General features: G+C 63.3%; 21 protein-coding genes and 1 pseudogene. 12 read left to right on the top strand and 10 right to left on the bottom strand.

Annotated elements, in window-relative coordinates:
* Positions 1-96: 96 nt before the first annotated feature.
* Positions 97-1851: a dihydrolipoyl dehydrogenase gene (gene lpdA, locus NCS00_RS24470; protein ID WP_250441216.1), complete on the top strand. Its 1755-nt coding sequence runs from the start codon at positions 97-99 to the stop codon at positions 1849-1851.
* Here the strand turns inward: lpdA and NCS00_RS24465 are convergent.
* On the bottom strand, positions 1848-5288 hold the full coding sequence (locus NCS00_RS24465; RefSeq protein WP_250441215.1) for a response regulator: 3441 nt from the start codon (positions 5286-5288) through the stop codon (positions 1848-1850). The two genes, lpdA and NCS00_RS24465, sit on opposite strands and share 4 nt — an antisense overlap.
* Before the next feature lie 401 nt (positions 5289-5689).
* Here NCS00_RS24465 and NCS00_RS24460 point away from each other — a divergent pair, with 401 nt between their 5' ends.
* Both NCS00_RS24460 and NCS00_RS24455 read left to right on the top strand, forming a co-directional pair.
* On the top strand, positions 5690-7099 hold the full coding sequence (locus NCS00_RS24460) for an aromatic acid/H+ symport family MFS transporter (protein ID WP_250441214.1): 1410 nt from the start codon (positions 5690-5692) through the stop codon (positions 7097-7099).
* A gap of 62 nt (positions 7100-7161) precedes the next feature.
* Positions 7162-7389, top strand: a complete 228-nt coding sequence (locus NCS00_RS24455; protein WP_033536506.1) for a hypothetical protein — start codon at positions 7162-7164, stop codon at positions 7387-7389.
* Positions 7390-7398: 9 nt separating this feature from the next.
* Here the strand turns inward: NCS00_RS24455 and NCS00_RS24450 are convergent, their stop codons facing one another.
* The 3 genes from NCS00_RS24450 to NCS00_RS24440 form a co-directional block, all read right to left on the bottom strand.
* Positions 7399-8157 (bottom strand): TetR/AcrR family transcriptional regulator, encoded by a 759-nt coding sequence (locus tag NCS00_RS24450; RefSeq protein ID WP_008349155.1) that lies wholly within the window; start codon positions 8155-8157, stop codon positions 7399-7401.
* Positions 8158-8298: 141 nt separating this feature from the next.
* Positions 8299-9513: a trypsin-like serine peptidase gene (locus tag NCS00_RS24445; RefSeq protein ID WP_250436922.1), complete on the bottom strand. Its 1215-nt coding sequence runs from the start codon at positions 9511-9513 to the stop codon at positions 8299-8301.
* Between the two features lie 666 nt (positions 9514-10179).
* A complete protein-coding gene (locus tag NCS00_RS24440; protein WP_284508174.1) occupies positions 10180-11796 on the bottom strand; it encodes a hypothetical protein in 1617 nt (538 codons plus the stop codon).
* A 210-nt stretch (positions 11797-12006) separates the two neighbouring features.
* Between NCS00_RS24440 and NCS00_RS24425 the strand changes: the two genes are divergently transcribed.
* Entirely contained in the window at positions 12007-12753 is a 747-nt protein-coding gene (locus NCS00_RS24425) for an SDR family NAD(P)-dependent oxidoreductase (protein ID WP_250441212.1), read from the top strand.
* A gap of 10 nt (positions 12754-12763) precedes the next feature.
* Here the strand turns inward: NCS00_RS24425 and NCS00_RS24420 are convergent, their stop codons facing one another.
* The gene (locus NCS00_RS24420) at positions 12764-13450 is read right to left on the bottom strand and encodes a CBS domain-containing protein (RefSeq protein ID WP_250441211.1); all 687 of its coding nucleotides are present in this window, start codon (positions 13448-13450) and stop codon (positions 12764-12766) included.
* 118 nt (positions 13451-13568) lie between these two features.
* Here NCS00_RS24420 and NCS00_RS24415 point away from each other — a divergent pair, with 118 nt between their 5' ends.
* The 3 genes from NCS00_RS24415 to NCS00_RS24405 all read left to right on the top strand — a co-directional run bounded on the left by NCS00_RS24415 (position 13569) and on the right by NCS00_RS24405 (position 16296).
* Positions 13569-13916, top strand: coding sequence for a hypothetical protein (locus NCS00_RS24415; protein ID WP_250441210.1), 348 nt, complete (start codon positions 13569-13571; stop codon positions 13914-13916).
* A gap of 587 nt (positions 13917-14503) precedes the next feature.
* On the top strand, positions 14504-15601 hold the full coding sequence (locus NCS00_RS24410) for a glycosyl hydrolase (RefSeq protein WP_175982103.1): 1098 nt from the start codon (positions 14504-14506) through the stop codon (positions 15599-15601).
* 278 nt (positions 15602-15879) lie between these two features.
* On the top strand, positions 15880-16296 hold the full coding sequence (locus NCS00_RS24405; protein WP_250441209.1) for a ferredoxin reductase domain-containing protein: 417 nt from the start codon (positions 15880-15882) through the stop codon (positions 16294-16296).
* A gap of 9 nt (positions 16297-16305) precedes the next feature.
* On the opposite strand, the gene NCS00_RS24400 is transcribed toward NCS00_RS24405, so the two are convergent.
* Positions 16306-16959 (bottom strand): HAD family hydrolase, encoded by a 654-nt coding sequence (locus tag NCS00_RS24400; RefSeq protein ID WP_175982102.1) that lies wholly within the window; start codon positions 16957-16959, stop codon positions 16306-16308.
* Positions 16960-17114: 155 nt separating this feature from the next.
* Here NCS00_RS24400 and NCS00_RS24395 point away from each other — a divergent pair, with 155 nt between their 5' ends.
* The 5 genes from NCS00_RS24395 (at position 17115) to NCS00_RS24375 (ending at position 22273) form a co-directional block, all read left to right on the top strand.
* Positions 17115-18341, top strand: a complete 1227-nt coding sequence (locus tag NCS00_RS24395; RefSeq protein WP_008349167.1) for an FAD-dependent monooxygenase — start codon at positions 17115-17117, stop codon at positions 18339-18341.
* 1 nt (position 18342) lies between these two features.
* Entirely contained in the window at positions 18343-19098 is a 756-nt protein-coding gene (locus NCS00_RS24390) for a maleate cis-trans isomerase family protein (protein WP_275445957.1), read from the top strand.
* A 675-nt stretch (positions 19099-19773) separates the two neighbouring features.
* A complete protein-coding gene (locus NCS00_RS24385) occupies positions 19774-20589 on the top strand; it encodes an alpha/beta fold hydrolase (protein WP_008349169.1) in 816 nt (271 codons plus the stop codon).
* A gap of 17 nt (positions 20590-20606) precedes the next feature.
* The gene (locus NCS00_RS24380) at positions 20607-21647 is read left to right on the top strand and encodes a 2,5-dihydroxypyridine 5,6-dioxygenase NicX family protein (protein WP_250441208.1); all 1041 of its coding nucleotides are present in this window, start codon (positions 20607-20609) and stop codon (positions 21645-21647) included.
* Entirely contained in the window at positions 21644-22273 is a 630-nt protein-coding gene (locus tag NCS00_RS24375) for an isochorismatase family protein (RefSeq protein ID WP_250441207.1), read from the top strand. The genes NCS00_RS24380 and NCS00_RS24375 overlap by 4 nt, the downstream gene beginning before the upstream one ends.
* Here NCS00_RS24375 and NCS00_RS24370 read toward each other — a convergent pair.
* The 4 genes and pseudogenes from NCS00_RS24370 to NCS00_RS24355 form a co-directional block, all read right to left on the bottom strand.
* On the bottom strand, positions 22239-22577 hold the full coding sequence (locus NCS00_RS24370) for a hypothetical protein (RefSeq protein ID WP_008349173.1): 339 nt from the start codon (positions 22575-22577) through the stop codon (positions 22239-22241). The two genes, NCS00_RS24375 and NCS00_RS24370, sit on opposite strands and share 35 nt — an antisense overlap.
* Before the next feature lie 164 nt (positions 22578-22741).
* Positions 22742-22960, bottom strand: a complete 219-nt coding sequence (locus tag NCS00_RS24365) for a hypothetical protein (protein ID WP_008349174.1) — start codon at positions 22958-22960, stop codon at positions 22742-22744.
* Positions 22961-23039: 79 nt separating this feature from the next.
* Positions 23040-23783 (bottom strand): acetoacetyl-CoA reductase, encoded by a 744-nt coding sequence (gene phbB / locus NCS00_RS24360; protein ID WP_008349175.1) that lies wholly within the window; start codon positions 23781-23783, stop codon positions 23040-23042.
* Between the two features lie 131 nt (positions 23784-23914).
* Positions 23915-24064: pseudogene (locus tag NCS00_RS24355) on the bottom strand (acetyl-CoA C-acetyltransferase); the annotation flags it as partial.

The raw sequence follows: 24064 nt of genomic DNA, 5'->3' as shown, positions 1-24064 counted from the left end.
CCTTCGGCGCGTCAGGCCGGCCGGACAAGGCCGCGTCCGCAAGGCACGCAGCCGGACATTTCCCATCGCGACGAATTGCTCAACAGGAGAATCTGAATGGCCAGGGTTGAAGTCAAGGTTCCGCAGCTTTCCGAATCCGTCACCGAAGCGACGATGTTGCCGTGGAAGAAAAATGCGGGCGACACCGTGGCGCAGGACGAAATCCTCATCGAGCTGGAAACGGACAAGGTCGTGCTCGAAGTGCCCGCGCCATCGGCCGGCGCGATCGTGGAAGTGCTGAAGAAAGCAGGCGACATCGTTCACGCGGACGAAGTCATCGCGGTCATCGATACGGACGCGAAGGCATCGGCATCGGCGCCCGCGTCTGCACCCGCTCCCGCTCCCGCGTCTGCCCCGGCGCCTGCGCCTGAAAAGCCCGCCGCCGCGTCAGGCCAGAAGGCCGATTTCGACGTGATCGTCATCGGCTCCGGGCCCGGCGGCTATATCGCCGCGATCCGCGCCGCGCAGCTCGGCCGCAAGGTGGCGTGCGTCGAGGAATGGATCAACCACGCCGGCAAGCCGAAACTCGGCGGCACCTGTCTGAACGTCGGCTGCATTCCGTCGAAGGCGCTGCTCGCGTCATCGGAGCAATTCGAGAAGGCGCAACTCCATTTCGACGAGCTCGGCATCAACCTGGACAACCTTTCCGTCGATGTCGGCAAGATGGTCGGCCGCAAGGAAGCGATCGTCGAGAAGATCACGGGCGGCGTCGAGTTCCTCTTCCGCAAAAACAAGATCACTTGGATCAAAGGTCACGGCAAGCTCGCGGGCAAGGACGGCGCGAACTTCAGGATCGACGTCGGCGGTGAAACGCATACCGCGCAGCATGTGATCATCGCGACGGGCTCGAAGGCGCGGCATCTGCCGAACGTGCCGGTCGACAACAAGATCGTCTCCGACAACGAAGGCGCGCTCGCCTTCACGTCCGTGCCGAAGAAGCTCGCCGTGGTCGGCGCGGGCGTGATCGGGCTGGAGCTCGGCTCCGTGTGGCGCAGGCTGGGCGCGGAAGTGACGATTCTCGAAGCGCTGCCCGAATTCCTCGGCACGACCGACTCCGCGCTGCAAAAGGAGGCCGCGAAGCTCTTCAAGAAGCAAGGTCTCACGATTCATCTCGGCGTGAAAATCGACGGCGTGAAGACGACGGATTCGAGCGTCTCGATCTCCTACAAGGACAAGGACGGCAACGCGCAGACGCTCGACGCGGATCGTCTGATCGTGTCGATCGGCCGCGTGCCGAACACGGACGATCTCGGTCTCGATTCCATCGGCTTGTCGGTCGATGAACGCGGCTTCATTCCCGTCGACGGCCATTGCGCGACGAAAGTCCCGAACGTCTACGCGATCGGCGATGTCGTGCGTGGCCCGATGCTCGCGCACAAGGCGGAGGACGAAGGCGTGCTGGTCGCGGAGATCATCGACGGGCAGAAGCCGCACATCGACTACAACTGCATTCCGTGGGTGATCTACACGCATCCGGAAATCGCGTGGGTCGGGCAGACGGAGCAGGCGCTGAAGGCGGAAGGCCGCGCATTCAAGGCCGGCCAGTTTCCGATGCTCGCCAACGGCCGCGCGATGGGCATCGGCGAAACGGACGGCTTCATCAAGATCCTCGCCGATGCGAAAACCGACGAGATTCTCGGCGTGCACATCATCTCGGCGAACGCGTCGGATCTGATCGCGGAAGCCGTCGTCGCGATGGAGTTCAAGGCGGCGAGCGAGGATATCGGGCGCATTTGCCACCCGCATCCGTCGCTGTCGGAAGTGATGCGCGAAGCGGCGCTCGCCGTCGACAAGCGCGCGCTGAATATCTAAACGCGCCGCGCCATCCACACGCGCAACAGCGAGTAAAGCCGGTCGATGTCGATCGGCTTCGCCAGATAATCGCTCGCGCCCGCCGCGAGACATTGCTCCTGATCGTCCTTCATCGCCTTCGCGGTGATCGCGATCACCGGCAGCTTCTTGAAGCGCGCGTCCTCGCGGATACGCCGCGTCGCTTCGAGTCCGTCCATGCCGGGCATCATCACGTCCATCAACACGACGTCGATGTCCGGATTCTTGTCGAGCGCCTCGATTGCCTCGAAACCGTTGCGGCCGATATCCACCTTCAATTCCTGATGCTCCAGCGCGCTCGATAGCGAGAAGATGTTGCGAATGTCGTCGTCGACGAGCAAAACGCGGCGGCCATCCAGCACGCGGTCGCGCGAGCGCGAAACATGCAGCATCGCCTGACGATCCGCGGAAAGATCCGTCTCGACCTTGTGCAGGAACAGCGTGACTTCATCGAGCAGACGCTCGGGCGAGCGCGCGCCCTTGATGATGATCGACTGCGAGTAGCGCATCAGTTCCGCTTCCTCGTCGTGCGTCAGATTGCGGCCCGTGTAGACGATCACCGGCGGGAACGAATACGCGTCGATCGCGGCCATTTGGCGCAAGAGGTCGCCGCCCTGCATATCGGGCAGCTTCAGGTCGATGATCATGCAATCGAAGATCGTCGTCTTCAGCAGTTCGAGCGCGTCGCGGCCGAACTCGACCGGCGTGATCTCCACGTCCGTATCGCTGATGAGTTCGACGATGCTCTGACGCTGACGCGCATCGTCCTCGACGAGCAGCACGCGCTTGATCTTCTGGCTGCTCTTCTCTTCGAGGCGCTGAAAAATCGCCGTCAGTTGCTCGCGCGTCGTCGGCTTCACCGCGTAACCGATCGCGCCGAGATGCAGCGCGGCCTCGCTTCTGTCCGACGCCGACACGACATGCACCGGAACGTGCCGCGTTTTCGGATTCGCCTTCAGTTCCTGCAGCAGCACGAGCCCCGAGCGGTCGGGCAAGGCGATGTCGAGCAGGATCGCGTTGGGCGCGCTGTCCTGCGCGAGCTTGAGCGCCTCGCGCGCCGTGCCGCTCACGATGCATCGATAACCCAGTTCGTGCGCCAGATCGAGCAGCACTTGCGCGAAGCCCGGCTCGTCTTCGACCACGAGCACGAGACGTCGCCCGGGCGTGACATCGAAGCGATCCTCGTCGATGACGTGGAGCGCTTCGATCGGCGCCTCTTCTTCGACGACCACGGGCGCGGGCGCTTCCGCTACGGCGCTCGGCAACGCGTCGGACGCGCCGTAGACGAGCGGCATCGTCAGCGTGAACGTGCTGCCGGCGCCCTGCGCGCTGCGCACCGCGATATCGCCGCCGAGCAGATGCGCGAGACTGCGCGAAATCGACAAGCCGAGACCCGTGCCGCCGTAGTGACGGCTCGTGGTGCCGTCGGCTTGCTGGAACGCTTCGAAGATCGCTTCGAGCTGATCCGGCGCAATGCCGATGCCGGTATCCGTCACGACGAACTGCACCGCGCCCTCGCCTGCGCGCTTGAGCGTGAGCGAGACCGCGCCCGCATCCGTGAACTTGACCGCGTTCGACAGCAGGTTCTTCAGAATCTGTTCGAGACGGCGGAAATCGGTCGTGAGCGTCGGATAGTCGTCGATATCGTTGCGCAGTTCGAGCCGGAGCTTCTTCTGCCGCGCGAGCGGATCGAAGGTGCGCGCAAGCGAATCCATGATGCGCTGCAAGGGCACGTCCTCGATATGCAAATCGAGCTTGCCCGCCTCGACCTTCGAGAGATCGAGAATGTCGTTGATGAGATTGAGCAGATCGTTGCCCGCGGAATAAATCGTCTGCGCGTACTTGACCTGGTCTTTCGTCAGATTGCCGGGCTTGTTCTCCGACAGTAGCTTCGCGAGAATGAGCGAACTGTTCAGCGGCGTGCGCAGTTCGTGCGACATGTTCGCGAGAAACTCCGACTTGTAGCGGCTCGCGCGCTGCAGCGCTTCGGCGCGCGTTTCGAGTTCGCCCTGCGCGGCATTGAGCGCGACGTTGCGTTCGTCGAGCACGCGCGCCTGTTCCGCGAGCCGATCGTTGGTCTGTTCGAGTTCGGCCTTCTGATTCGCCAGATAAACGTGCGCCTGCGAAAGCGCGGTCGTCTGCTGTTCGAGTTCCTCGTTGGTCGTGCGCAGTTCTTCCTGCTGCATCTGCAGCTCTTCGTTTAACTGCTGCGTTTCTTCGAGCACGCGTTGCAGGCGCTCGCGATACTGCGCCGCCTCGACGAAATCGCCGATATTCCCCGCAATCGACTTCAGGAACTGCTCGTCGCGTTCGGTCAGCTTGTGCATCGCGCCCAGTTCGATGGCGCCGTTCGCCTGGCCTTCGTTCTCTATCGGCACGATCGCGAGACTCGCGGGCGCGCTCGCGCCGAGCGCCGATGTCACCTTCCAGTAACCAGCGGGCACGTCGTTCATGCTCGTCAGCTTGCGCGCGTGCACCGCCTGCCCGACGAGGCTTTTCACGCCCGCGAGCGATTCGGGAACCGGCGCGCTGTCGGGATCGAAACCGAAGCTCGCGGTGCGCTTCAACGCGCCGTCGGCTTCGAGCACATAGAACGCGCCCATCGAAATCTTCAGGTAATCCGCGAGAAAATCGAGGATCGTCTGACAAAGCTGATCGAGCGATTGCCGGCCGATGACTCTCTCTGCAAGCCGCGTCTGCCCTTCGCGCAGCCAGGCCTGTTCCTGAAGCGCGCGCGTCTGCCGTTCCTGCTCGCCGATCGCCGCGCCGAACGCGCTGGAAAGCTGCATCAATTCGCGTCTGCCGAAGATCGCGAGAATCACGGACAGCGCGAGACTCAGGATCAGGAAGACGACGACGGTGATCGTCGTGAGCTGTTTCGCCGATTCCACGCGCTGCAGCCGCAAGGCCTGCTCGATGTTGAGAAACGCGAAAAGCTCGCGCTCGGTCTCCGCGCGTTCGGCCGATCCGCGCCCCGCGCGCACCAGCGGAACGGAATCCTGCGCGCGGCGGCGCGCATCGATGAGCTCGTCGGCGACCTTGTCCCACTGCGTCTGCAAGGCGCGAATGCGAATCAGGCGATCGACTTGCGGCGCGTTGTCGGAGACGAGATCGGCGAGCGTGTCGATATCGGCGCTGAGCTTCGGCTTCGCGGTGTCATACGGCGCGAGAAAGCTCTCGTCGCCGGTAATCAGATAGCCGCGAATCGCGCTTTCCTTCTCGCTGACGAGCCGGCCGATTTCCTGCGCATTGCCGATCACGCGTTCCGAATGCTCGACCCAGTTGATGCCCGACAGCAGATACAGCACGAGCGCGACGAACGCGACGGCCGTCACGACGCCCGTTCCGAGCGGCAGCGCGATGTTGCGAAAGAGGATGCGACGAAAGCTGGCCTCGTCGACGCCGGACCGCAATGGCATAAACAGCTCCGATGTGGCGTGAAGGTCGCGTGCCGGGCAGATGTCTGGAAGCGGCCCGCACGACGGCGACGATCGCGAAAGTTGTAGTTCTTGTTTCAGCCGCTGCGCATGATACCCGGTTCGCCTGCGCCGCGTAGCGGGCCTCCGGCGCGCTCGCGAAGCGTCGCATCGCTTCCTTTCAGCACATTCGTTCGAATGCTTTCATCGCGCTGAACGCCTGTGCGGAGCGCCCGCTCATCGCGCGTCGAGAACTATTTTTTTCCGCATTGCGTTTATTAATTATAGGTACATATAATAAACCAGCGTCGAAACCGGTGGGCCCCCGCTTCGCGTGAACACCGGCATGTCGCCGGCCTGGTGACAATGGACGGCGAAGCGCCGTCGACAACGAGGAGTTGGTCATGTCGCAAGCAGAGCTTCACACCGGCCAGGCATTCCCGCCGCGCGCCGGGCATTCGACGGCGTCCGATCGGGGCGATGCGTGGAGCGGGAGCGTGCCTGTCGAGGAGTTCATCGACGCGCACCGCTTCTCGCGCTTTCAATGGACGCTGATGGGCGTGTGCTTTCTGATCGTGCTGATCGACGGCATGGACACGGCGGCCATCGGCTATATCGCGCCGGCGCTCGTCAAGGGCTGGGGCATCACGAAGGGCGCGCTCGCGCCCGTTCTAAGCGCCGCGCTCTTCGGGCTCGCGGCGGGCGCGGTCGTTTCCGGGCCGGCGGCGGATCGCTTCGGACGGCGCGCGGTGCTCATCGCCGCGACCGCCTTCTTCGGCGCGATGAGTCTCGCGACCGCGTTCTGCGGCTCGGTCGAATCGCTCGTCACGCTGCGCTTTCTGACCGGCATCGGTCTGGGCGCGGCGATTCCGAACGCGATCACGCTCGTCTCTGAATACGCGCCGGCAAAGAGCCGCTCGATCATCGTCAATACGACGTATTGCGGCTTCACGGTCGGCGCGGCGCTCGGCGGCTTCATTTCATCGTGGCTGATTCCCGCATTCGGATGGCATAGCCTTTTCGTCGTCGGCGGCGTGGTGCCGCTCGTGCTCGCGCTGTTCGTCGCGATGCTCGTTCCGGAATCGGTGCGCTATCTCGTCAAGCGCGGCGCGTCCAAAGAGAAAATCTGGGCGCCGCTTTCGAGGATCGCGCCGCTCGATCTCGCGCGCATCGATTCGTTTCGTCTGTCCGAGCGCACGCAAACGCACGCGAAATCGTCGGTCGGCGCGATTCTCTCGCGCAATTTCGTCGTCGGCACGCTGATGCTGTGGCTCGTGTACTTCATGGGCCTCGTCATCTTCTATCTGCTGATGAGCTGGATGCCGCTGCTCATGAACGAAGCCGGCTTCACGCCCGAGCGCGCCGCGCTGCTCACCGCGCTCTTTCCGCTCGGCGGCGGCATCGGCACGATCGCATCGGGGTGGCTGATGGATCGCTGGAACGCGAACGTCGTCGTGATGCTCGGTTATCTGCTGACCGCCGTGCTGATCTTCGTGGTCGGGCAGGCGGTCGGCAGCATCGGGCTCGTGAGCGCGCTGATCTTTCTCGCCGGCACGACGATGAACGGCGCACAATCGTCGATGCCCTCGCTCGCCGCGATGTTCTATCCGACGCAAAGCCGCGCAACCGGCGTTTCGTGGATGTATGGCGTCGGGCGCTTCGGCGGCATCGCGGGCGTCGCGCTCGGCGGATTGTTCGCGCAGTGGAAGCTCGGCCTGCCGGCGGTGTTCGCGCTGCTCGCCGTGCCTTCGGTGATCGCGGGCATCGCGCTGTTCGTCAAGCTGAAGGCGCACCCGGAGACGGAACGCGCGTGATTCTCGCGGGCCGCGCACGACGCGCGGTCCGCATCATCTCTTTGAAACGACAGGAAGCAAAGATGAGTCAGGAACTGGAAGTGTTGACCGGCAAGCTGCATGGCCTCACCGCCGCGCTCAGCGTGATCGCGGCGGCGTTGCCGCAACAGGCATCGGCGGATGTGCAGGAAACATTGCGCGACATGATCGGCGAAACGGCATCGTCGGACTTGCCCGGCGCGACGCTCGCATCGATGCATTCGACCATCGCGCAAGTGATCGAGTCGATGGAAATCGGTTTGCGGCGCTGAACCTTGCTTTTATGCGGCGCGTGCGGGGCGCGTCGTCTTCGGCTTCGCGACCTTCTTCGCGCTGGCCGGAGATGACGCGCTCGCCTGCGCCTCCAGACCGCCGACGATGAAGTTCGTCAACTGCTCCAGCGTTTCGTTCGCGTCCCACGGATCGCACGCGCCCTTGGCGAGCACGTCGAGACGATGCGTGTCGGAGAACGCGTAGAGATATGCGCCGATCATCATGGTCACACGCCAGTAGAGATCTTTCGCGGGCAGGCCGGGCAGCGCGGCGCGCAGCGCTTCGACGTAGGCATCGGTCGAATCGCCGTAAGCGGTGCTGCGCAGGCTGTACGAGATTTCGGGCGGCTCCGTGTGCAGGCGCGCCTGCAGACGAATGAACGCGCGGCCGCCGTCCGTCTTGCGCAGCGCGACGAGCGGCAGCAGAAACGCGCGCACGATATCGCGCACGTTCGCCTCTTTTCCATCGATCAGTTCATTGAGCAGCGTCACGCGCTCTTCGGAGATCAGCATCGCGCGGCGCAGGAACACCTGCTCGAAAAGCTGCTGCTTGGTGCCGAAGTAATACGTGATGAGCGCCTGCGTGACGCCGCACGACGCGGCCACTTCCTTGAGCGATGTGCCCGCGTAACCGCGCTGCGAGAAATCGACCTCGGCTGCGTCGAGGATGTTCTCACGTTGATTGATATTGCCCGCCGGGCGGCCAAGCCGCTTGCGCTTGCTCGATGCGCCGTGTGCGCGGACGTGAGTGGTGTCGTCTTTCGTCATGCCTGAGCGATGCTGCCGATGAAGTGAGAAGCCGGTTCGCTTCGTATTCTACGGGCGTTTGAGGCATGCTCCAGCGAATTCGTCGGAAAAGGCGAAGTGGCCCGCGCGCCGTTCGAAGCGAACGGGCCACGTCAATCGGCGCTAGTTGCAATATCCCTGCGATGCGTACGTGCCGCCGCCCGGCGCGGCGGTCGAACACAGCGTGTTCAGCAGCGACGCGATGTTGCCTGCTCCGTAATTGCCATAAGTCGCGTTCGGATACTGCGTGTTCTGACGGAACTGCGACGCGTAGTTGTCCTTGATCGCGTTCGGATCGGACGAACCCCAGGACGTCACGCCGATGATCGACAGATTCGACGCATTGCCGATGACCGCGCCCCCGGAAAGCACGGCATCGCGCGGCCTGAAGTTGACGATCCACGGTCCGCCGCTTGCGCCGCTCGTGAGATTGCTGCCCTGCCAGAGTTGCGATGCGCCGCTCACGGTCGTCGTATAGGCCGGGCCATCGGTGCGCTGCATGATCGCGCCGCCGTCGAGCAAGGTCGGATAGCCGAAGGTCGTGACGGCGGCTGTCTGAAGATTCCCGGTCTTCGGCGACGATATGAAGGAATAGTTGTTCCAGCCATAGCTCAAATAGCCGGTGATATCGCCGATAAACTGATTCGACGCGTTCTTTGCGATCGCGATCACGGCGATGTCATTGTTGCGCGCCGAGCCCGAGCCGGTATCGGTGCCGTTCGCCCACGCCGATGGCCGCACGAGTGCCGCCCAGTTCCACGTTCCATAAGGCGCGATCTGAGCAGACGTGGCGCCGGACGCGCCGTAGTGTCCGGGGCGGAATTGCCAGTTCGAGAACAGCGAACTTCCGCTGCCGAAGCTCTGGATGCAGTGCGCCGCCGTGACGATCACACTTCTGCGAATCAGGCTCGCGGTGCAGTAGCCGGCGCTGAAGGTCAGCTTGCCGATCGCCCGATACGGATACGTCGTGCTGAGATAGTTCGCGCTCGTGGTGCCCGCCGCGCTCTGGTTGCCGTCCTGCACGCGGCCGGTCGAATAGGGTATGCCGAAGGTGCCATACGCTCTCGTCTGCGCATTGCTCACGATGCCGGCCGGCGTGTTGACGCCCGGCGTATAAGGCCCGGCGCTGGTTTCCGGCATGATCGCGGATGTGTCCGGCGGCGCGAGCACATTGACGACCGGCTTAAGATTCGACAGATCCGCCGGCGCCTCGCGCGATGCCGCCGGATTCGGATTCACCACGGCTTCGTCGTCTGCATGAGCGACGCCTGCGCTCGCCATCGACAGAGCGACAAGCGCCGTCGCCTCCACGCACGCGACTCGTTTCGATCTCTTCATGACACCCTCCGGTTGAAAGATACGATGTGTCGGCTGACGCATCGATCCGCCGTTCTTTGGTATTCCTAAGTCTTATGAACAACACTGGGCCGGCTTGTCGATCTTGCGTTCGTGTTCTGATTCGTCGGATGCTTGGCTGCGCGCTTTGCTTCGACGAATGCGCGCGCGTCTATGCAATAGATCAGGAAAGCGAACGATAAATAACTCTAGTTCAAATTTGCGCCAATCTCGATCCCGGTCTTTGATCAGCGGATAGAGACGATATCCCCGTCCGATTGACCGGTCGTGCGCTTGGAGTGCGGTCTACGGCACAGAGCGCGTTTGACGCTTCGCATCCATACAGATAGCCTACATTCACCTTTCTACGGAAGCCAGCAACGGGTGCGCGATACGCGTGACATTCGGCATCGCGAAGATTCATCGACATGCGATACCGCTGCTGGCTGGCCGCCGCGCCTGCGCGCGATTCTGACGTGCAAGACCGGGACGAGCGTATGAACTTACGACGCTTCCGGCCGTCCGCAAACGTTCTCTGAGCGCTCGCGCACTGCGCGAAATGACGACGCCCTCGCGCCCGGTTAATTACCGCACAGAACGCACCGTACAGCCTGTCATTCTTGCCCCACATCGCGTTCGACTCTGCATCCGACGCGTGGCGAAGAAACACTACAAGGGGCACAAATGAGCAATCCTAAAAAATTCAAATTGAATACTGCGATCAAACTCAGCGTCATCGTGATCGCGGCGGCCATGTCGAATTTCGCGTCCGCGCAAACGACGGGGAATCCTTGCAACCAGACTTCCGAGGGATGCGTGCCGCTCGGCACGAGCGCCGTGATGATGGTTGCGGCGGCGGACTCGCAGACGCGCGTATCGCCGACGACGGATCCGACCGTCGAAACGGTGTCGGCGGTCGTGCCGTTGCTCGAGGGCGGTCGCGGTGGCGAGGGATCGCCTGGAGCGGCTTCGGGCGGCGGAAATTCGAGTGGCTCGGGATCGGGTGCGGGTGCGGGCGCGGGCGGCGGTCAAGGCTCGTCCAGCAGCGGTCCGGGCGCGACGGCGGGGGCTGGCGGAAGCACGAGCGGCGGAGGCACCGGAACCGGCACAGGATCGGGTGGAACAGGTAACGGCAGTCAGGGCGCTGGAGATTCCGGTGGCGACTCCGGCGGGGACTCGGGCGGCGATTCGAGTGGACATGGGCACCATGGGCACGGGCATGGCGATGGTGACGGCGACGGCGATGGGCATGGCCACGGTCATGGACATGGCCACGGCGATGGTGACGGTGATGGCCACGGTCATGGTCATGGCGATGGCCACGGCGATGGTCATGGTGACGGACACGGTGATGGCCACGGCGATGGACATGGTGATGGCCACGGCGACGGACACGGCGACGGACACGGTGATGGCCACGGGGATGGACACGGCGTAGGGCATGGCGACGGTCACGGCGATGGTCATGGTGACGGCCACGGCGTAGGTCACGGCGATGGCCATGGCGACGGTCACGGCGATGGTCATGGCGACGGTCACGGCGATGGTCATGGTAACGGCCACGGCGTAGGTCACGGCGATGGCCATGGCGACGGCCACGGCGATGGTCATGGCGACGGCGGTCATGGCGGAGTTGGTCACGGAGACGGCGGTCATGGCGACGGCGGCCATGGCAACGGTTCGCCTGGCGGCCACGGTAGCGGTAACGGCAATGGCGGCGCAGCCGGTGGTCACGGTGGCGGCGGTCAAGGCGGTGGCAACGGCGGCAATGGCGGCGGCGGTCACGGCGGTGGTGGAAGCGGCGGCGGTAGCGGTGGCGGCGGCGGTCACGGTGGTGGTGGCAATGGCGGTGGCGGCAACGGCGGCGGCAATGGTGGCGGCGGTCACGGCGGTGGTGGAAACGGCGGTGGTGGCAGCGGCGGTGGCGGCAACGGCGGTGGCGGCAACGGCGGTGGCGGTCACGGCGGTGGCGGCAACGGCAACGGCAACGGCGGCGGCAACGGCGGTGGCGGTCACGGTGGCGGCGGCAACGGCGGTGGCGGCAACGGCGGTGGCGGCAACGGCGGTGGCGGCAACGGCGGTGGCAGCAACGGCGGTGGCGGCAACGGCGGTGGCGGCAACGGCGGTGGCGGTCACGGCGGTGGCGGCAATGGCGGCGGCGGTCACGGTGGTGGCAATGGCGGCGGCGGTCACGGTGGTGGCAATGGCGGCGGCGGTCACGGTGGTGGCAATGGCGGCGGCAACGGCGGTGGCGGCAACGGCGGCGGCAACGGCGGTGGCGGTCACGGTGGCGGCGGAGGCCACGGCGGCCGGTAACTTGGCAGCATGGCGCAAGGAAGAACCGATGCTCTTAACCCGGCATCGGTTTTTTCCTTTACTTGCCGTGAGCGCCTGGCGCGTATCCGCGATGCCCGATCATCGATCGCATCGCGATCAGCGAAATCATCACGACGCGCGCAAACTGGGCCCTTCTCACCCACGACGAAGGATCGCGCCATGCGCTCTCACACTCTCGATCTGAACGGCCGCGTCGCGCTCGTGACGGGCGGCTCACGCGGCATCGGTCGCGCGATTTCGCTCGCTCTCGGCGCATCCGGTGCATCGGTAGCGGTGAACTATCGGCAGCGCGAAAACGAGGCCACCGGCGTGGTCGCGGAAATCGAGCGCGGCGGCAATCGCGCGATCGCGGTACGCGCCGACGTGTCGACAGGCAACGACGTCACCGCGATGATCGACGACATCGTTCAACGCCTCGGCCACATCGACATCTTGGTGAACAACGCGGGCACAGCGACGATGATCGATATCGACGATCTCACCGAAGCCGAGTTCCACCGCACGCTCGCCGTCAATCTGAAGTCGGCGTTTCTCTGCACGCAAGCCGTGCTCCACGGCATGCGCGCGCGGCGCTGGGGACGCATCGTCAATCTGTCGTCGGCGGCGGCGCGCGGGCCGGGTCTGGTGGGCGTTCACTACAACGCATCGAAGGCGGGCCTCGAAGGTCTGACGCGCGGTTACGCCGCACGGCTCGCGCGCGATGGCATCACCGTCAACGCCGTCGCGCCCGGACCGATCGACACCGAAATGGCCGAACCGCTCAAGGCGTCGAATGTTGCGGAGCGGCTGCCCGTCGGGCGGCTCGGAGAAGCGGACGAAGTCGCGGACGTCGTGATGACGCTAATCGGCAACGCGTTCATCACCGGACAGACGATTCCGGTGAACGGCGGCGCCAGCTTCATCTGAAGAGACGCTGCTACACCCTCGGCGGGCCGACGTGCGTGACGACTTCCTTCACGCCCGGCGCGTTTTCGGCCGCGACGCGAACGGCCTTCGCTTCGTCGTCGTTCGTGACCGTCATCCACAGATGCACGGTCCCGCTTTCGACGATGACGTTCTCGCGAGCGAGCGCCCACGGATGGCCCGACATCGCCGCGATGACCGCCTCGCGGATCGAGTGATCGGTGATATCGGCATCGACGGGCAACTCGGGCGCCATTGTGACGAGCGCGCGAATCAGATTGGCGCGGCTCACCACGCCGACCACCTTGCCGTCGCGCAGCACCGGCACGCGCTTGATGCGCTTGCGTTCGAGCAGCTCGGCGATGTCGGCGACGGGGCATGTTTCGCTCACGGTCGCGACGTCGGTGGTCATCACGTCGCTGACCTTGCGCGCGTGCTCCTTGACATACTGGCTCGCCAGTTCGCGCGTCGATGCAACGAGTTCGAGCCACCACGCACGCTGCTTGACGCCGGTCCCGATCTCCGCGCGATGCATCAGGTCGCCCTCGGTGACGATGCCGAGCAGGTTGCCCTCCTCGTCGATCACAGGCATGCCGCTGATGCCGGCGAATACCATCGTGCCCGCGGCCTGGCGCACGGACATATCGGGACTGGCGGAAACGATCGATGTCGTCATGATGTCGGCAGCTCGCACGTTCATCTCCCTCTGAAAAGACAGTGGCGTTATGGATAAGCGTTATGGTGCCTGCGGCGTCGGGTCGTCGTCCGGCCGGCGCGTGCGTCGAGCTTGATACAGGTCAACGGTCAGAATGCGCGCGATGAAGAAACGGAACCGCCCTCTCGCACCGCTGCTCGCGATGCGAACCCATCATCGGGAGCTTGATGAACGATACAACAGAACGCGCTGCGATACCGATCTCAAGTATGCGCTCACGCGGTTCGAGCTGAAGGTCGAACGCGCGCTCTTCGGCCTGCGCACGATCATGGACGAATCCGTCGAGTTTTGCGCGAATCACAGGCGCACTGGAGAAACGGTCATTCTTCCGCCGTCGAGTGCCATCTATCGGAATTCGACCACCTACACATCGACGCAGCAGTCGAATCTCGGCCCGACGCTTCCGCGATGCAACATCGAAGGAGAGCGCCGGGAAGTCTGTACCGCCTGATAACAAAGGCCGTCAGAGCCGTCGGGAGAATTTACTGACTCCAAACTCGATTCCGAAGAAGTAAGTTTTTCTGCCACCGCAACGCCGCAGCAGATTTTTTTACTGTGACAGACGTTTACATTCATCTCATAAGACGATAACCTTGCAGCCGTTGATCAGGTTTCGGCAACGGTTGCCGAGGTAGCGGAAGAACTCCGAAACGATTCGGCAAGTTTGACTGCAAACGCGCAAACGTTACCTATCCGACGACGATGCCTTCGAACTGAGCAGGTTTGTCATTTCGTAAGGCCCACGAGAGCGAACGCAATCGTTTGCTCGACTCAGCCATCCAGAGCGCCTGCTGCATCGCGCAATGGACCCAGCAGTGAATCCGTGCCGTTCAGTCTGTCCTTTAGCGCCTAACTTCGGCGTCGCGCAAACAGTCTGTCCTGAGCATGTAGTTTGGATGACTAACGAGTGTCATCTCGACGACAAACGGATCAGACGATCGCCACGTTTCCGAGTGGCATCGTGAATCACTGAAGAGGTCCGGGCAGCATTCTGGGTTTTACGAGCCTTACGCAAGTACATTAGTACCACTAAACACAATGACGAACCTTAACCAGACCTCGCTTCGTAACTTCAACGTTTTCTCGGCTCGCAAGGCCGCAGCGATCGCCACGGCAGCGCTTACGAGCGTGCTGCTCGCCGCGTGCGGCGGCGGCGGTGAAACCGCGTTCGACGACGCGACTGCCAAGAGCGCCGCCGCTCCGGAATCGACGGCGAAAGCGGCGACGAGCACGTCGATCTTCTACGGCGCGAACGGCCGCAACACGAACGGCGGCGCGTACGACTCGACGCCCGTGGCGACGCAGCTCGCGCAACTGAAGGACATCGGCGCGACGATCTATCGTAACGACGTATACAACCTGGCGTCGGCGAAGGTCATCGCGAAGATGGCGCAGACGATGGCGGCGAGCGGCGTGACCGTGTATCCCGTGATCCTGCTCGGCACCGGCTTCAGCAACGAACAGGATGCGTACAACGCGGCCTACACGCTCGGCGCGCAAGTCGCGAGCACGTACAAGTACAAGTACTACGAAGTCGGCAACGAACTCGAAGCGACGGCGCTGAACGGCAACGTCGACGGCACGAGCTGGACGCATTACAAGAATCAGCCCTACGTCGTCGCGCGCGGCGTGATCCGCGGTCTCATCGCCGGCGTGAAGTCGAAGGACAGCACGGCGAAGATTGTCGTCAACGGAACGTGGCTGCACTACGCGTTCTTCCAAATGCTGATGGACGGCTCGCAGCCGGACGGCACCCGCGGCCACCCGACGGTTAGCTGGGACATCACCGCATGGCACTGGTATTCGGATCAGGGCAACATGACGCGCGCATGCGGCGGCACGGGTTGTTACGACATGCTCGGCGTTCTCCATTCGTTCGGCAAGCCGGTGTGGCTCAGCGAATTCGGCGTGCGTCCGAACTACGGCACGGATCAGCAGATCGCGAACTACATGGTCGGCAGCATGATGATGGCGCAGTACCAGAGCGTCGCATCGAAGTACAACATCCAGTCGATCCAGGCGTTCGAGCTCTATGACGACAACGAAGGCAACTTCGGGCTGATGAAGTCCGACGGTCAGACGACGAAGCCCGCTTACTGGTCGTACAAGAACTTCGTTGCGACCCACCCGATGTAATTGCGCGGGGCATAGTCACCCCGTTTAACTGACCCAACGATCAACGAGCGACCCACAGTGGTCGCTCGTTGCGTTTTGAGCCCTTAAAACAGGCGGTTTCCTTATCGGCGCGGCCGTATGACTGGTATTCCGTCATGGCGGCTTGTCGGCGGCTGCGGTCCACCCTACTCTGACTGCGAGCCTGCCCCGACGATCACCGCCGGGTTTGGCCATCCCATTCGATCCATACACTGCCTCATCTTCCGTTCGCGGAGGATGCCGGTCCTATTGGAGAAGATATGCGCGACAACCTGATTCCGGTCATCGAACGCGACGTGCTCAAAGAGCGCGTGCGATCCATTCTTTATTGCGGTGAATCCGGCGCCGCGTCGATCGTCGGAATCGCGAAGCGGCTCGCGTCGGCGGGCAGGCACTTCGAAGTGCACCACTTCGCGCGAGCGGCCGACCACGCGATGTTCGTCGATGAATTCGACGCACTGCGCGAGCACGGCAAGATCTACCATCATCTGGACCTGACCGATGATCTCTTCGCACAGGAAAGCGCCTTCACCATGAGTCCGACGCGCGCTTGCACGCAAATCTACTGCAGCGGACCGCCCGCGTTCACGGATCTGGTCGAGCGTCAGGCGCGAGAATGGGTGCACGCCTCGAACATCCACAAGATCGTGCTCAACGATCTCGCTGCGCGCAACTGACGCAAGCCGTCAAAGCGCCGCGGGATCGAGACCCAGCGCCTCTGCCAACTCGCGCGGCGAGCGCACGACCTGCGCTTCCCTGGGGAAAAGCGCGGCGCCTTCATCGTCGAAAGGCCATGCCAGAACGCGCATATGCGCCGCGATGGCGGCACGCGCGCCGGTCGGACTGTCCTCGACTGCGATCACTTCCTCGGGCGTGAGCCGCAAGAGCCACGCCGCGCGCTCGTACGGCTCGGGACTCGGCTTGCCGTTGCGAACATCGTTGACGCTGATGCTCACGAGCGAAGGCTCTTCGATACCGAGCGCACGCAGATTCGCTTCGAGCAGCATGCGCGATGCATTCGACACGATCGCCTGCGTGATGCCCGCGGCCTTCGCGGCGCGATACACCTCCAGCGCGCCGGGACGCGGCACGAGCGCGGGCGCATTCTCCAGATACGTCCGCGCGCGAAACATCGACCAATCCGCGAAGTCGACCGTCAAGCCGAAGCGCTCACGACACAGCGCATGCACCTCGCGCCCCGTCTTGCCGAAGACGAGCGGATGCATCTCCTCGCCCGCCTCCACGCCGTGCCGCGCGAGCGCAGCGATCAACGTCTTCAGATGCAGCGACTCGCTTTCCGCGAGCGTGCCGTCCATGTCCCACAAAATCGCCTTGATCAAAGCCTGACTCTTCCTTGTCGTATGCGGACGGTCGCCGCGAGATGGGCGCAGCCTATCACGCCGTCACGAGCATCGTCATTGCCGTTGCATTTATTTATACGGCCATATAATATCGACATCAATCCATACGACTCAATCTTCGGAAGGACGAGATCATGAGCAGAACACTTCGCGTCGGCGTTGTCGGCGGCGGAATCGGCGGGGTCGCATTGACCGGCGCGCTCGCGCGGCACGGCATCGAGGTGCGGCTTTTCGAGCGCGCGGGCGTTTTCGGCGATGTCGGCGCGGGCATCCAGATGACGCCCAATGCGGTGAAGGTGCTGCAGGCGCTCGGCATCGGCGATGCGCTGCGCGATGTCGCGTTCGTGCCGCAAGCGATTGTCGGGCGCAACTGGGAGACCGCGCGCGAGAACTTCCGCATTCCGCTCGCTTCGGAATGCCCGAAGCTGTATGGCGCGCCGTTCTATCACGTGCATCGCGCGGATCTGCATCGCCTGCTGACGACGCTCGTGCCCGCCGATGCCGCGCGTCTGTCGACGAGTTGCATCGACATTCGGCAGGAGAGGGACGCCGCCGTCGCCGTCTTCGACGATGGGAGCGAATTCGAAGCGGACGTGATCGTCGGCGCCGACGGCGTGCGTTCCATCGTGCGCTCGAAGCTCTTCGGCGACGAAGCGCCGCGCTTCACGGGCAACATGTGCTTCCGCGCCGTCGTGCCCTTCGATGAGACGCCCGAATTCGTGAGTCCGGATTCGTCGTTCTGGCTCGGGCCGCACGCGCATGTCGTCACGTATTACGTGCGTGGCGGCGCGGCGGTGAACATCGTCGCGGTCGCGGAGACGCAGAGCTGGGTCGAGGAATCGTGGAACGCGAAGTCGAGCCGTGAGGAATTGCTCGACGCGTTCGAAGGCTGGCATCCGAATTTGCAGCGTCTTTTCGAGCGCGCGGAATCGGTCTTCAAATGGGGCTTGTTCGATCGCGATCCGATGCGGACTTGGTCGCGTGGCAACGTCACATTGCTCGGCGACGCCGCGCATCCGATGTTGCCGTTTCTCTCGCAAGGCGCGGCGATGGCAATCGAAGATGGCTACGTGCTCGCGCAATCGCTCGCGGCGCATGGCACGGACATCGCGCACGCATTGGGCGACTACGAGGCCGAACGTCTGCCGCGCACGAGCCGCGTGCAACTCGAATCGCGCGAGCGGGGCCGCACGTATCACTTGCCGAGCGCGTTCGCGCAGAGAAAGCGCGATCTTATCTACAAGTTCAAGTCGTATCTGAATCCGCAGGCGTCGGGCATTCAGGCCAACTGGGTCTATGCGTACAACGCAACGGATTTCGCGCCGCGCGCGGCTGTGTCCAACGTTTCAGCGGAGGTTTGAGATGCCGGGAAAGGTTTATCGCATCGGGCAGATCGTCCCGAGTTCGAATACGACGATGGAAACCGAAATTCCGGCGATGCTGACTGCGCGTCAATCCATCGAACCGGAGCGTTTCACCTTTCATTCGAGCCGCATGCGGATGAAGAAGGTCGTGAAGGAAGAGCTCGCCGCGATGGATGCGGAGTCGGACCGCTGCGCCGTCGAGCTTTCCGATGCGCGCGTCGATGTGCTGGGTTATGCGTGTCTCGTCGCGATCATGGCGATGGGGCGCGGTTATCACCGCGTATCGCAGGCGCGTTTGACCCGGCATACGGCTGCGAATGGCGGCGAGGCGCCGGTTGTGACGAGCGCTGGTGCTTTGGTCGATGCGTTGAAGGTGATGAAGGCGAAACGCGTCGTCGTGGTGGCGCCTTATATGAAGGCGCTGACTGAGCTTGTGGTCGACTATATTCGAAGCGAAGGGTTCGATGTCATCGACTATCGCGCGCTCGAGATTCCCGACAATCTCGATGTGGCGCGGCATGATCCGGTTCTTCTGCCCGCTATCGTGCAGTCGATGCGCTATCAGGACGCTGATGTCGTCGTTCTCTCCGCTTGCGTGCAGATGCCGTCTTTGTCCGTTGTGCCGATGGTCGAGGCGTTGACCGGGAAGCCCGTCGTGACTGCTGCAATCGCTACTACTTTTGCGATGTTGTCTCAGCTTGGGCTCAAGCGGGTTGTGCCCGGGGCCGGGGCTTTATTGTCTGGGGCTTTTTGATTTTTTTTTCTTCGCCGGATCCCGTTTTCGCGTCGGTCTATTAGCGTTGCCCCTGTGCGGGGCGGCACCTACTTTCTTTGCTGCTGCAAAGAAAGTAGGCAAAGAAAGCAGCTTTTCAAGCCCGCGGTCACACGCAATTTGGGTAGTCCTCTCGTCCCAGGCGGCACTCGCCTAAAGAGTGCCCTCATCACAATAACGGGGCTTGGCTCGCGCACGGTCCGCCGCCCGAAAACGCTGAGGACACTGGTTCAGCACGAAAGAGCTTCGGCACAGCGCTACGCGCTGCCGCCGGGTATGCAAGGGAAACCAACGTGCGGCACTTGCGGTGAGATGGATACGTTAGTAGAGAAGCACATGCATCCCCGATTGACCGGTCGGCCGCGAAGCGGGCTGGAGCTATTTGGTGCTGAACCAGCTTGTTGTGTGGTGCGATGTGGCAGACCGTGCGCGATCCAAGCCCGGTTGGGCCTATGAGGGCACTCTTTAGGCAGCCCACGATGGACGAGAGGACTACCCAAATTGCGTGTGACCGCGGGCGTATCAGTAGCTGCTTTCTTTGCTTACTTTCTTTGCAGCAGCAAAGAAAGTGAGTGCCGCCCCGCACAGGGGCAGTGCTAATAGACCGACACGAATATGGGATCCGGCGAAAACCGAAGTAAACGAGAAAGACACACGATGAAATCGACCCTACTCTACGGCGCAAACATCAACGCAAACGGCATCCGCCAACACTATCTGCGCTACGGCGGGCCGCAAGCAACCCACGATGCCATCGTGCTAATCCCCGGCATCACGAGCCCGGCCATCACCTGGGGATTCGTCGCGGAAACGCTAGGCCGCCACTTCGATACCTATGTGCTTGACGTCCGCGGCCGCGGCCTCTCCGAAGCCTCATCGACGCTCGATTACAGTCTCGACGCGCAAACCGCCGATCTCATCGCGTTCATCGAAGCGATCGGCCTGAAGCAAGCCAACGTGCTCGGCCATTCGATGGGCGCACGCATCGCCCTGCGCGCCGCACGGCAAACAAAGTCCATCGCGCGACTCGCGCTCATCGATCCGCCCGTGTCCGGCCCGGGCCGTCGCGCCTACCCCGCGCAACTCGCGTGGTACATCGATTCGATCGCGCTCGCACGCAAAGGCATCGACGTAGAAGGCATGCGCGCGTTCTGCCCGACGTGGACCGACGAGCAACTGCGCCTGCGCGCGCAATGGCTGCACACCTGCGATGAACGCGCGATCCGCGCGAGCTTCGAAGGCTTCCATACGGACGACATCCACGCCGACATGCCGCACGTCACGCAACCCACGCTGCTGATGTCAGCCGGCCGCGGCGACGTGATCCGCGATGAAGACATCGCAGAAATGCGCGATCTGATGCCGCAACTCGAAGTCGTGAAAGTGCCGAACGCAGGCCACATGATCCCGTGGGACGACGAACAAGGCTTCTATCGCGCGCTCGGTTCGTTCTTCGGCGCAACACTCACCTGAAACGTAGGCGACACATCATGCCAATCAGCGACCATCAACTGATTCAAGCGTGGAAAGAGGTGCTCACGCTGTCGCGCCTGAAAGCAGGCCAGACCGTGACGATACTCACCGGCGCCGCAACGCATCCGCAAACGCTCGCCTGCGCCTTGATTGCGACGCAATCGATGGGCGCCATCGTCAACCGGCTCGATCTTCCGCCCGTCAACGGCGAGAAGGCGCTGAGCCGCGACGCCCTCGCCTATCTCGGCCAAACGCCGCTCACCGGAAACCGCGCGGCCATCGCGGCCCTCAAGGCAAGCGATCTCGTGCTCGATCTGATGACGCTGCTTTTTTCGCCCGAGCAACACGACATTCTCGCGTCGGGCACGAAGATCCTGCTCGCCGTCGAACCGCCCGAAGTGCTCGTTCGCATGACGCCGTCGCTCGACGACAGAAGGCGCGTGCTCGCCGCCGCGAAGCGCATCGAACAGGCGCGCGAGATGCGCGTCACATCGAAAGCGGGCACCGATCTGCGCTGTCCGCTCGGCGAGTTTCCGGCCATCGCCGAATATGGTTTCGTCGATGAACCCGGCCGCTGGGATCATTGGCCGAGCGGTTTCGCGCTCACTTTTCCGAACGAAGGCGGCGCGAACGGGCGCATCGTGATCGATCGCGGCGACATCCTTCTGCCGCAGAAGAGCTATTGCACGGAACCGGTCGTGCTGACCGTCGAAGGCGGCTACGCGCGCCACATCGAAGGCGGCGTCGATGCCGATCTCCTGCGCGAATACATGCTCTCGTTCGACGACCCCGAAGCCTTCGCGATCTCGCACATCGGCTGGGGCCTGCAAAAGCGCGCGCACTGGTCGACGCTCGGTCTCTACGATCGCGAGGCGACGCTCGGCATGGACGCCCGCGCGTTCGACGGCAACTTCCTGTTCTCGCTCGGCCCGAACAACGAAGGCGGCGGCAAGCGCACGACGGCTTGCCATATCGACATCCCCTTGCGCCGCTGCACCGTCTCGCTCGACGGCGTGGACGTCGTGCGCGAAGGCAGAACCATCGAGGAAACGTCATGAACGACGAGGTTTATCAGCGGCAAGGTTTCGGCAACGACCTTCGCATCGAAGGCCGCATTGGACTGTTGATCGTCGACTTCGTGAACGGTTTCGCCAATCCAGACGTGTTCGGCGGCGGCAACATCGCGCAGGCGATCGAGCGCACGGTGCCGCTGCTGCGCGCGGCGCGTGAGTTGCGCTGGCCGATTGCGCATAGCCGCATTGTCTATGCCGATGACGACGCCGATGCCAACATCTTCTCGCTCAAAGTCCCCCGCATGCTGACGCTGAAAGAGCACGCGCACGACAGCGCGATCGTGCCGCAACTCGCGCCGGAAGACGGCGAGCTCGTCGTGCGCAAGAACGTGCCGTCGGCGTTCTTCGGCACGTCGCTCGCCGCGTGGCTCACCATGCGCGGCGTCACCACGCTCGCCGTCGCGGGCGCGGTGACGAGCGGCTGCGTGCGCGCGAGCGTCGTCGATGCGATGCAGTTCGGCTTTCGTCCCGTGGTGCTATCCGATTGCGTCGGCGATCGCGCGCTCGCGCCGCATGACGCCAACCTTTTCGATATGGCGCAGAAGTACGCGGCCGTGATGTCGTCGGATGAATTGCTCAGCCGCGCGCGTCGTTCTCCGGCACGCAGCTGAACGATACGGTCGATGTCTGCTCTTGAAGCGAGCGCACGCCGCTCGTCGCTTCCGACCGGATCGCGACGCGTTGCGCGCGCTGCTTGCAGTATTCGGAGGCGGCGTCCATCGCCGCGTTGCGCGCCGTCACCCACGACATGCGCGTGCCCGTCGCCTTGCCGGTGACGGTGTAGGTGTTGGGCTGCGCGCCGGCCGTGACGCCGTTCGTCGTGCCGCAGGCCGCGAGCAGACACGCGAGCGCGAGCGCGCCGAACGCGCCGAACCTGCGCGGCGTCGAAATCATCGATCTGATGTAAGAGAACATGCTGGCGAACCGTGAATTTGAGACACGGCCGAATGGTACAAGCGGACGCGAATTTCTTCACGGATCAGAGGAATGCGCTGCACGACGGGGCCGGACAAGCGGCGGCGCGGGCCTTGCCTGCGCGCGTTTTCACGGTCGACCGCGTGCGCGCTTTGTTGCTCCGCTCAGGCCTGAGCGATGCGATCCAGCAGGCGTTGCAGGCGCGAATGCTGCGACGGCGCGAGTCCCGGTGTGGAAAGCGCCTGCACGACGCGTCCGCGCCAGTATGTCTTGGAGAAGAGCGAGTTCGCGCCTTCGAGGCTCAGCACTTGCTCGAGATGTTCGATCGCCGAATCGAGATGACCGACGCTATAAAGGAGTGCGCGCGCGCTGACGTTGTGCATGGCACGGGTGTTTCAGATGAAGATCGATTCGATGCGAACACGAAGCGGCGCGCGCTGACACACGCGCCGCTCGCGGACATCAGCTCATGTGCTGGCCGCCGTTGATCGCGATGTTCGAGCCGGTGACGAAGCCCGCGTCATCGGAGCACAGGAACGCGACGAGCGCCGCGACTTCCTCGGGCTTGCCGAGACGGCCCGCCGGAATCTGCGGAAGAATCTTCGTGTCGAGGATCTCCTGCGGAATCGCCGTCACCATCTTGGTCGCGAGATAGCCCGGCGAAATCGTGTTCACCGTCACGCCCTTCTTCGCGACTTCGAGCGCGAGCGACTTCGTGAAGCCGTGCATGCCCGCCTTCGCCGCCGAATAGTTCGTCTGGCCGATCTGACCTTTCGAGCCGTTCACCGACGAAATGTTGATGATGCGGCCAAAGCCGCGCGACACCATCTCTTCGCAGACCGGCTTCGTCATGTTGAAAACCGAGTCGAGGTTGGTGCGCAGCACGGAATCCCAGTTCACCTTCGTCATCTTCTTGAAGGTCGTGTCTTGGGTGATACCGGCGTTGTTCACGAGGATATCGATCGGGCCGACTTCAGCCTGGATCTTCGCCACGCAGTGCTGGGCGGAATCGTAATCGGCGACGTCCACGCCATACGCGCGGAAGTTGTAGCCCTGGCGGTCCATGCTCGCAAGCCATTCGCCGACCTTCGCGTTGCCCGGCGAATGCGTCACGACGACCGCGTAACCCGCGTCGTGCAGCTTCATGCTGATTGCTTCGCCCAGACCGCCCATGCCGCCCGTCACCACTGCGATTCGCTTAGTCATGCTGATACTCCTCGTCATTTCTCTCAGGTTAATGAATCTCGGAATGGCGCCGACGCGGCCATCTTGCCCAACGCTGATATTGTTTTGATGACGCGTCGGGACGCGCGCGCGGCGCCGTCGTACTGCATTCGTTACGGACGTTCCACCGCCAGCGCGACACCCATGCCGCCGCCGATGCACAGCGACGCCAGACCCTTCTTCGCGTCGCGCTTCTGCATTTCGTGCAGCAGCGTGACGAGAATCCGGCAGCCCGACGCGCCGATCGGATGACCGATCGCGAT

It is taken from the genome of Caballeronia sp. AZ1_KS37, assembly GCF_023631165.1.
Lineage (GTDB): Bacteria > Pseudomonadota > Gammaproteobacteria > Burkholderiales > Burkholderiaceae > Caballeronia > Caballeronia zhejiangensis.
This window is presented reverse-complemented; position numbering and strand designations above follow the sequence as displayed.

Bases quoted from the DNA above. Each gene is read 5' to 3' on its own strand.
- lpdA (WP_250441216.1), top strand. From the start codon at position 97: ATGGCCAGGGTTGAAGTCAAGGTTCCGCAGCTTTCCGAATCCGTCACC.
- NCS00_RS24465 (WP_250441215.1), bottom strand. From the start codon at position 5,288: ATGCCATTGCGGTCCGGCGTCGACGAGGCCAGCTTTCGTCGCATCCTC.
- NCS00_RS24460 (WP_250441214.1), top strand. From the start codon at position 5,690: ATGTCGCAAGCAGAGCTTCACACCGGCCAGGCATTCCCGCCGCGCGCC.
- NCS00_RS24455 (WP_033536506.1), top strand. From the start codon at position 7,162: ATGAGTCAGGAACTGGAAGTGTTGACCGGCAAGCTGCATGGCCTCACC.
- NCS00_RS24450 (WP_008349155.1), bottom strand. From the start codon at position 8,157: ATGACGAAAGACGACACCACTCACGTCCGCGCACACGGCGCATCGAGC.
- NCS00_RS24445 (WP_250436922.1), bottom strand. From the start codon at position 9,513: ATGAAGAGATCGAAACGAGTCGCGTGCGTGGAGGCGACGGCGCTTGTC.
- NCS00_RS24425 (WP_250441212.1), top strand. From the start codon at position 12,007: ATGCGCTCTCACACTCTCGATCTGAACGGCCGCGTCGCGCTCGTGACG.
- NCS00_RS24420 (WP_250441211.1), bottom strand. From the start codon at position 13,450: ATGAACGTGCGAGCTGCCGACATCATGACGACATCGATCGTTTCCGCC.
- NCS00_RS24415 (WP_250441210.1), top strand. From the start codon at position 13,569: ATGAAGAAACGGAACCGCCCTCTCGCACCGCTGCTCGCGATGCGAACC.
- NCS00_RS24410 (WP_175982103.1), top strand. From the start codon at position 14,504: ATGACGAACCTTAACCAGACCTCGCTTCGTAACTTCAACGTTTTCTCG.
- NCS00_RS24405 (WP_250441209.1), top strand. From the start codon at position 15,880: ATGCGCGACAACCTGATTCCGGTCATCGAACGCGACGTGCTCAAAGAG.
- NCS00_RS24395 (WP_008349167.1), top strand. From the start codon at position 17,115: ATGAGCAGAACACTTCGCGTCGGCGTTGTCGGCGGCGGAATCGGCGGG.
- NCS00_RS24390 (WP_275445957.1), top strand. From the start codon at position 18,343: ATGCCGGGAAAGGTTTATCGCATCGGGCAGATCGTCCCGAGTTCGAAT.
- NCS00_RS24385 (WP_008349169.1), top strand. From the start codon at position 19,774: ATGAAATCGACCCTACTCTACGGCGCAAACATCAACGCAAACGGCATC.
- NCS00_RS24380 (WP_250441208.1), top strand. From the start codon at position 20,607: ATGCCAATCAGCGACCATCAACTGATTCAAGCGTGGAAAGAGGTGCTC.
- NCS00_RS24375 (WP_250441207.1), top strand. From the start codon at position 21,644: ATGAACGACGAGGTTTATCAGCGGCAAGGTTTCGGCAACGACCTTCGC.
- NCS00_RS24370 (WP_008349173.1), bottom strand. From the start codon at position 22,577: ATGTTCTCTTACATCAGATCGATGATTTCGACGCCGCGCAGGTTCGGC.
- NCS00_RS24365 (WP_008349174.1), bottom strand. From the start codon at position 22,960: ATGCACAACGTCAGCGCGCGCGCACTCCTTTATAGCGTCGGTCATCTC.
- phbB (WP_008349175.1), bottom strand. From the start codon at position 23,783: ATGACTAAGCGAATCGCAGTGGTGACGGGCGGCATGGGCGGTCTGGGC.